The sequence below is a fragment of the Chloroflexus sp. MS-G genome, from assembly GCF_000735195.1.
GTDB lineage: Bacteria > Chloroflexota > Chloroflexia > Chloroflexales > Chloroflexaceae > Chloroflexus.
Genome location: NZ_JPIM01000167.1, coordinates 1 through 7028, shown reverse-complemented (window position 1 = coordinate 7028; position 7028 = coordinate 1). Strand labels below are relative to the sequence as shown.

Sequence of the window (7028 nt, the reverse complement as noted above, 5' to 3'; positions counted from 1 at the left end):
GCAAGCAATCGCGTGAGGAGTGAAGGGACGACGGTCTCTTCTCCCAATGGGTGTGTGTGGAGCGCGGTGGACCCACCCCGTCCCATCCCGAACCGGGTCGTGAAACACCGCAGCGCCGATCCTACTGGCGGCTCACCGCTGGGAACCTAGGTCCATGCACCCGTTCATTCCTCCCCGCTCGGCGACGATTACTGGTCGCCGAGCGGGGATTTTTTGTCAAAATCTCTGAACACAATAACGGTAGAAACTGGTTCCAAACCTACCCGTAGACTATCAGGGCTTTTCGATATTTTTCAGCTTTGAGTTGCATGCGATGACTGAACGGCTCAACAACAGACCGATGCCGACGAACATTATATCCTCTCCGCACAGTTCTACGTAGAGCGGAATGCGGTATGTGGACCCACATTCTACGATGGGCGGCCAAAACCATCGCAGTTGATCAGCACATTATCGGAAACGAGTTTGGAACCTGCTCCTACCACTTCTCTCTACTACCACAACTGTTTGGCGGGAAAGCGCTTTGAAAACTCTACCAATCGTTAGAGATAGCTGCCTCTAATCACAAGACGACCGATTAAGTTGGTCAGCATCTCTACTTCTCACTACCCACGAGACGTACAAGAGTACCAACAAAAAATTCCTCGCCGTCTGAATTGGCACAGACGGCGAGGGAAAGGATAACTAGCGTTGAACGAGTGGTACGCGCACAATGAAGCTAGGTGATGGCTCTTGCTGTTCAGCTTCTAATCCTAAACCAAGCGTACCACGTTCATGGAGAAGTTGGAAATAGGCTGTAACTTCATCAACCGGTTGATCCTGGGTTAATGGCTCGCTAGCCACAGCCGATAATGCAGAAGGTTGCGCTACGCCGTACCACGCGCCATCAGCACGTCCCCAGGTAACTTCCAGGTACGCCAGACCACCAGCTTCGTAGTGTTCAACCTGGAAGGTGCGCCAGCCTGCACTAATGTCAATGTTCGCACATGTCTGACCGACACTATCACGCCAGCGTTCAAATCGAACCACTCCATCAACCTTAAACCGGAAACCGTCATCCGAGTTTACACAGATACGATACGTACCGCCACGTAACGATACCGGCCAGGTAAACCGCGATGAAAAGTTATCTTGCCACCAGGAATTATGAGGCCCTCCCAACCACCATCGTTTGCTAACCGAGTTGAGGACTTCGCTTCGGTAATTGCCGGTAAAGTCACGCTTGTCCCAATATTCGGCCCACACCCGAGGCCAGAAGGCAAATTCCATCGAAGCTACGCCACCACGTTCGTAGAAATCAACGACTATATTGTGTGTACCAGCATTGAGGGATTGATAGTTCGAGTAAGCTGATTGAGCAGCATGATCCCACCACTGATCAAGAACCTTCTGACCATTCACAAAGACCCGACTACCATCATCACTGCGGGTATAGAATTGCCAGGCTCCACCCGGCAGATACAGTGAGCGGCGCCAACGTACTGAGAAGTTGTCGGCTGGAATGGAACTATCTGGACTACCCAAACCCCAGTCAAACTTGATATTTTGATCGTTGCGGAGGAAGGCAGGTTCACCTGACAGGTTCGGGTTGCGGTAGTAAGCCCCTTCCCACACCATTGATGGTGTGTGATATTGCAAGTCCACTAGGACGATAGCACGATCGATGATGTCATAGTACTCAACTTCGATCAGATGCTCACCAACCGAGATATAGACATCGGTTGTCGAACGAGTAAAAGGGCGATTGTACCACTGGTTCAGGATCGTTCGACCGTCTATCCGAATCCGCAGGCCATCGTCAGAGCCGGTAGTGAAGCGGTAGACACCACTCCGGTCAAAACGCACCATTTTCTTCCAGCGAACTGAGAAGTTATCAGCAGCTACACCAGATCCAGGCGAGCCGGTGCCCCAATCAAAGTCGATCCTATTATCGCTCCGCACAAGCACCGGTGTACCCGACAGATTTGTGTTGTTGTAGTATTCACCACGCCATTGACCTGGCAAGACAGTATTAGTACCGGTGGCAACAGCGTTGACTTTGAATCCCCACTGGAAACGAAGTTTTTCCCAGGTGTAAACAACACCGGCACCATTGCGCCGCGAGCCATTGTATGGAGAAAGGTTGGCATTTCCAAACGGATCGTTAACAATCAGGCGAACTTCAGCACCGGCTCGTTCGTAGCCAATAATCACGACAATATGACCGGCGCTAGTTAAAGCGGTTGCCGCGATAACAGCATGACCACGTTCGAGAGCGTCAACGATTTCTTGGAGATTGAAGACGTGGTGCTGTCGTGTCTCAGCATTGTAGGGTGGTCCTCCTTTCTGATCAATACCATAGACACGGAGCGCATTTTCTATCCACTCGCGTCCACTCCTGTCCCGGTCCCGGGACGGGTCCGGGTCGGAAGTTTGGACCCAGCGGCCGTTATGACTGTGACCGTTATGGAATTTTCTAACCTCTTCGCCGAGATCACTACTCTCTAGCTTTTGGAGAGCAGCCAGCACCATGACCGTCGAGGCCGCACCACAGGCATTATACTTACGATCAAAGTTAGTAGGCGTATCGAGAACTTGATGTACATACGGCTCATACGTCGTGGGATTGAAACCGGGAACGATATAGCGCGTGTAGCGTGTATTTGCTGTGGCTTGCGTTTCGATCGAAGCCAGGGTGGTACTATCCAGGCCAAACACAACCAGCCCCTTCGTAAAGGGATTCGTCGTACTATCGAGTGCTGGTAATCCGATCAACGCAGTACCATCCTCATTCCACTGGAGACCGGTTGATTGCACAGAGATTTCCAGCCGTTGCGTTGTTCCCTGGTTCAGATCGTGGATCAACACTTCACCAGTTGAATGGCGCACAATTGCCACCTTGTCGCCTTGTGGCGACCAGACTGCCGCACCGATGTCAAACGGATCGCTGTAGACGACCTGAGCACCACTACCATCGAGATTTGCGGTAAGCAGTTTCGTGCCACCTGTGGGGAGCGTCGAAAACAGCCCTTCTGCGGTCACTGCTGCAATACGAACTGTGTTGGGAGCGGTCTGTACAAGATCGAAGGTGATGTAGACAGTATTATCAGTATTGCGGAAAAGGTCATTGACCGTCTTATCGTCAAGATCAATGCTGTTTAGCCCTATGAGGTCCTGCGTTTCGGTGTTTACCACCGTGTAGAAGAGAGAGTTGGAACCGGTGATACCACCGATTACCTGACCAACCCCTTCACCCACAATCTGGTCATGGGTACTACCATCGGCACTGCTCAGCCATAATTCACCGGAATAATTGGCCTGAGCAGCTTGCTCCAACCGATTAATTACCGTGCCATCTGCCTCGCCAGCAAAAGGTCCGCGGGCCAGAGTGTAGGCGATCTGATCGCCATACCAGGCAAACGAGGTGGCAGCTAACGCAGGATCATCACTAGCGTAGATCAGGGTGGTGTCGAGACCATAGAGATCGGTAACGAAGATCGCACTATTTCCGGTCTCGCCGTCGATGATCATATAGGCCACACGCTGACGATTCGGCGATAGTTTGGCAATCACCCGATCTACTGTAACCGAACTAACCGGTACGGCTGTCACTAACCGCCAGGTATCATTTTCAAGGAAATAGATGCCGTAGGTTGATGGGTTGAACGCCAGGACATAAACACTCGGCGGTAGATTCGGATCGCCTGACATAATCAGGTTTTGCTCTTGATTCTGCGCCACGGTCGGTGCGGGCGGCTGGCCCATACTGAGCAGAAGCAGCAAAATAAGGCTTAGCGGGATGAGCCATCGTTGTAGTGTACGGGCACGCATAGAACACTCCTTTCGCGTTTGAATCATCGTTGTACGAGTGGCAGATAGACTTGAACTGGTTGGTTCACGTCATGCATCTCAAAGGGAAGGGCCGGTGCTGTCGTTACTCGATAAAAGCGACCTCCGTTGTCTTCAACACTCCCATCCATCGCAATCAGACGGAGCAGATACGTAGTTTCTGGCTTCAAATGACGGAGTACAATCAGCGTCTCTCCGGGAATAGTGCTTGATGTTCCCGTCTGACTTATCCATGGACCTCCTTCCTGTTCGGCATACTCTAAACGGGCAATCCGACCATCGGGTGCCATCCAGCGCACAACCATGCTGTTTGCGGTGCGATGGGTGATAAACGGATGGCTCTGGCGTAACACCCTCTGTATTGAGAGACTCACGGGAATTCGGATTTCGGCAGCGGTCGGATCATTACTTTGAATAACAAGCTCGGCCCGATACGTTCCCATCGTCATCCCTCGTCCATCGAACTGGATGGGGAATGAGAGGGTTTGACCGGGCTGAACCACGCCACTCGTTTGCGGAAGACGGAGCCAGCCGAGACCGGTTTGGGCCGCCTGTGCAGCAGCGTATACGTCAAGCAGACCGTAACCGGTCTGTGCATCTGGACCCGGTGAAGCCAGATCACGGGCTGTTGTACGGAGTAACGTCTCGATTTGATCAACATTTAGGCCAGGACGTAACGAGAGGAGCAAAGCGACAGCACCGGCTGTATGGGGACTTGCCATAGAGGTGCCATTTTGGGGAATAGTACCTCCGTTAAGAGCTGCCGACTCGATACTTGCACCGGGAGCAACCAGGTCTGGTTTTACATTCGAGGTCAAACGTGATGGACCCTGGCTGCTAAATGGTGCCAGTGCGTCTTGTGAATCTGTCGCACCGGTGGCAAAGCTTTCGGCATAGTCACCGGGAGAGCTGATACTGCCACTACCAGATATGGGGCATCCTGGGCGGGCCTGACCACAGTTCCCAGCAGCAAAAGCTGGAAAGATACCGGCAGCCCGCCATACCGCCACCATCTGCTGGAACAGGGGGCGTCCACCCGGCCCACCCCAGGAATTATTGACAACTTGTGGACGCATATCGGGATTGGCAGCCGTCGGACCAATCGCTGCCGGATATGGCGCCAGCATCCATTCCATAGCCCGCAAGATGTCGAAATCCCGACATGACCGATTGCTACAGGCACGGGCGGAAATCCAGCGCGCCCCTGGCGCAACACCAATGCCATCGATGCCGACCATCGTACCGATGGTATGCGTACCGTGTCCGTTATCGTCGCCGGGCGCATTCGGAAACGAGCCGGTCGGATCAAACCAGCTATAGGTGTGATCGTAGGTGCCATCGGGATTGCGACCACGATACGTCGGATTGAGGAGAGGATGATCGAGGAGGGCACCAGTATCAATACTCCCCACGACTACCCCTTCGCCCCGCACACCGAATTCGCCCCAGACCCGATCGGCGCCAATGCGTCTGATATTCCATCTGACGCCGGTTGTTGATTGGGGCAACGGTACTTGTGATACATCGTTCAGGGCGTAAACTTCGCTGATTGTGATACCAACCACTCGCGGTTGCGCTAACAGGGTACGCAATGTCTCTGCGTTCCCACGCACGACAATTGCATTGACACTGTAAAGCGACCAGTAAAAACTCACTGCCCCATTGCGTTGTTGCTCATCCAGATAGCGCAATGTATCGGCCTGACTGCGTGTAGCAACTTCCTGCAATTGCTGCACGACTGCTCGACCTCGCTCGCGCCAATCCTGGATTTGCGCAGCAGCCCGCAAATCGGCGACTTCGTTCATGTAGACTAGGTACGTTTCCTGGCGATTCGATGTCGTTTGGGCGAAGCGGGTAAGCCGCGCATCGAGACGTTCGTTAGGGCGGTACGGACGAGGGATGGTTAAAGATGTACTCTCTCCTGACAGAGATGCCGTCGGCAAAGATGAGAACGATGAGACAGACTCCGCACGGAGATTCACCAATAGCGGACTGGCTCCCTGATTGGCGATGGTTAGTGTTCGTTCGGTGCGGTCACCACTCACGAGGGTTACGGTGATAGGATCGGTTGACACCACCAGTCTGGGGTTATCAATAATGGTTAATGTTTGGGTTACCGGTAATGACCAAATTCCCGCATCGTCACGCACTGCCAGCGAGACTTCATAGACCCCCACTGCGAAATCAGATACGTTCACGGTAAGCGACGCACTCGTGCCGAGCAGTTGCGTGCCGTTGAGGAGCCAGCGATAGGCCTGAATCTGCCGACCGCTGCCAGACGCTGCGTTACCACTGCCGATGAGTTGAATACGGTCGGTGCTGCGATTGGCCGGATTCGGCGATACACTGTCGATGCGGGCTGTTGGGAGGGCAGAACACGACGACTCGCGCTGTTGCCACGTGTTAAGACGCTGAAATTCTGTCTCCCTACTCAGGATGAGCGCACGACAGCTTACCAGTTGATAGACTGCGGTATGGAAGGCTTGCGTCGGCGGGCGCAGCGTATCGGGGCGTTGCGTCCATGACAATCCGTTCCAGGCCCAGATCGTTGAGTCAATGGAGGTTGATCCAATTCCACCGAAGAGGACGGTCTCGCGACGCACAGCATCGTAGAACAGGGTGTGACCCATCCGGCCAGCCGGTCCACTCGCTACCACACGTTGCCAGCGCTCGCCATCCCATTCCCACGTATCGTCGAAATAGATCGGTGTCTGCCCGTTAATGGCATAACCGCCGAACACAACTACTCGTCCGCGCACAGAATCATAGGCGGCAGCATGGTTTCTGCGGGCAGGGGGCTGGGTGGTCGGAGAGCGGGCAATCCAGGTCTGACCATCCCATTCCCAGGTGTCATTGTAGAAACCGATTGTGCTTTGTGCGCCACCGAACAGGACAATCCGGCCACGCGCTGCATCGTAGGTGAGAGTGTGACCCCAACGGGGTGGCGGTGATACCGGCGGATTACGCAGGAGCCACGTACTCCCGTTCCATACCCAGGTATCATTACGGCTACTGCCACTATAACCGCCAAAAAGGACAACCTCATTGCGAAGGGGATCATACGCCATCGCGTGACCATAACGCGGGGAAGGTCGCGTGGCGGGTGATGCCATCTGCCAACCCTGTTCTGCCGTCCACAACCAGGTATCGTCCAGAACTGCACTGTTCACCCCACCGAAAAGAACGATCGTGCCCCGTCC

Annotated in this window: 2 protein-coding genes and 1 rRNA gene; 1 reads left to right on the top strand and 2 read right to left on the bottom strand. The window is 53.9% G+C overall.

Translation table 11 applies throughout. The features are described from left to right. Nucleotides 1-48: 48 nt before the first annotated feature. Nucleotides 49-163: ribosomal RNA gene (rrf, locus tag JE47_RS0118925) — 5S ribosomal RNA — on the top strand. Between the two features lie 521 nt (nucleotides 164-684). Here the strand turns inward: rrf and JE47_RS0118920 are convergent. Next, nucleotides 685-3810, bottom strand: a complete 3126-nt coding sequence (locus JE47_RS0118920) for a PA14 domain-containing protein (protein ID WP_031461252.1) — start codon at nucleotides 3808-3810, stop codon at nucleotides 685-687. 23 nt (nucleotides 3811-3833) lie between these two features. Continuing rightward, nucleotides 3834-7028: S8 family serine peptidase (locus JE47_RS0118915; RefSeq protein WP_031461251.1), on the bottom strand; the 3195-nt coding region annotated here is incomplete at its 5' end.

What these genes read in the sequence shown, in the direction of transcription:
- JE47_RS0118920 (WP_031461252.1), bottom strand. Translation starts at nt 3,810, where the DNA reads ATGCGTGCCCGTACACTACAACGATGGCTCATCCCGCTAAGCCTTATT.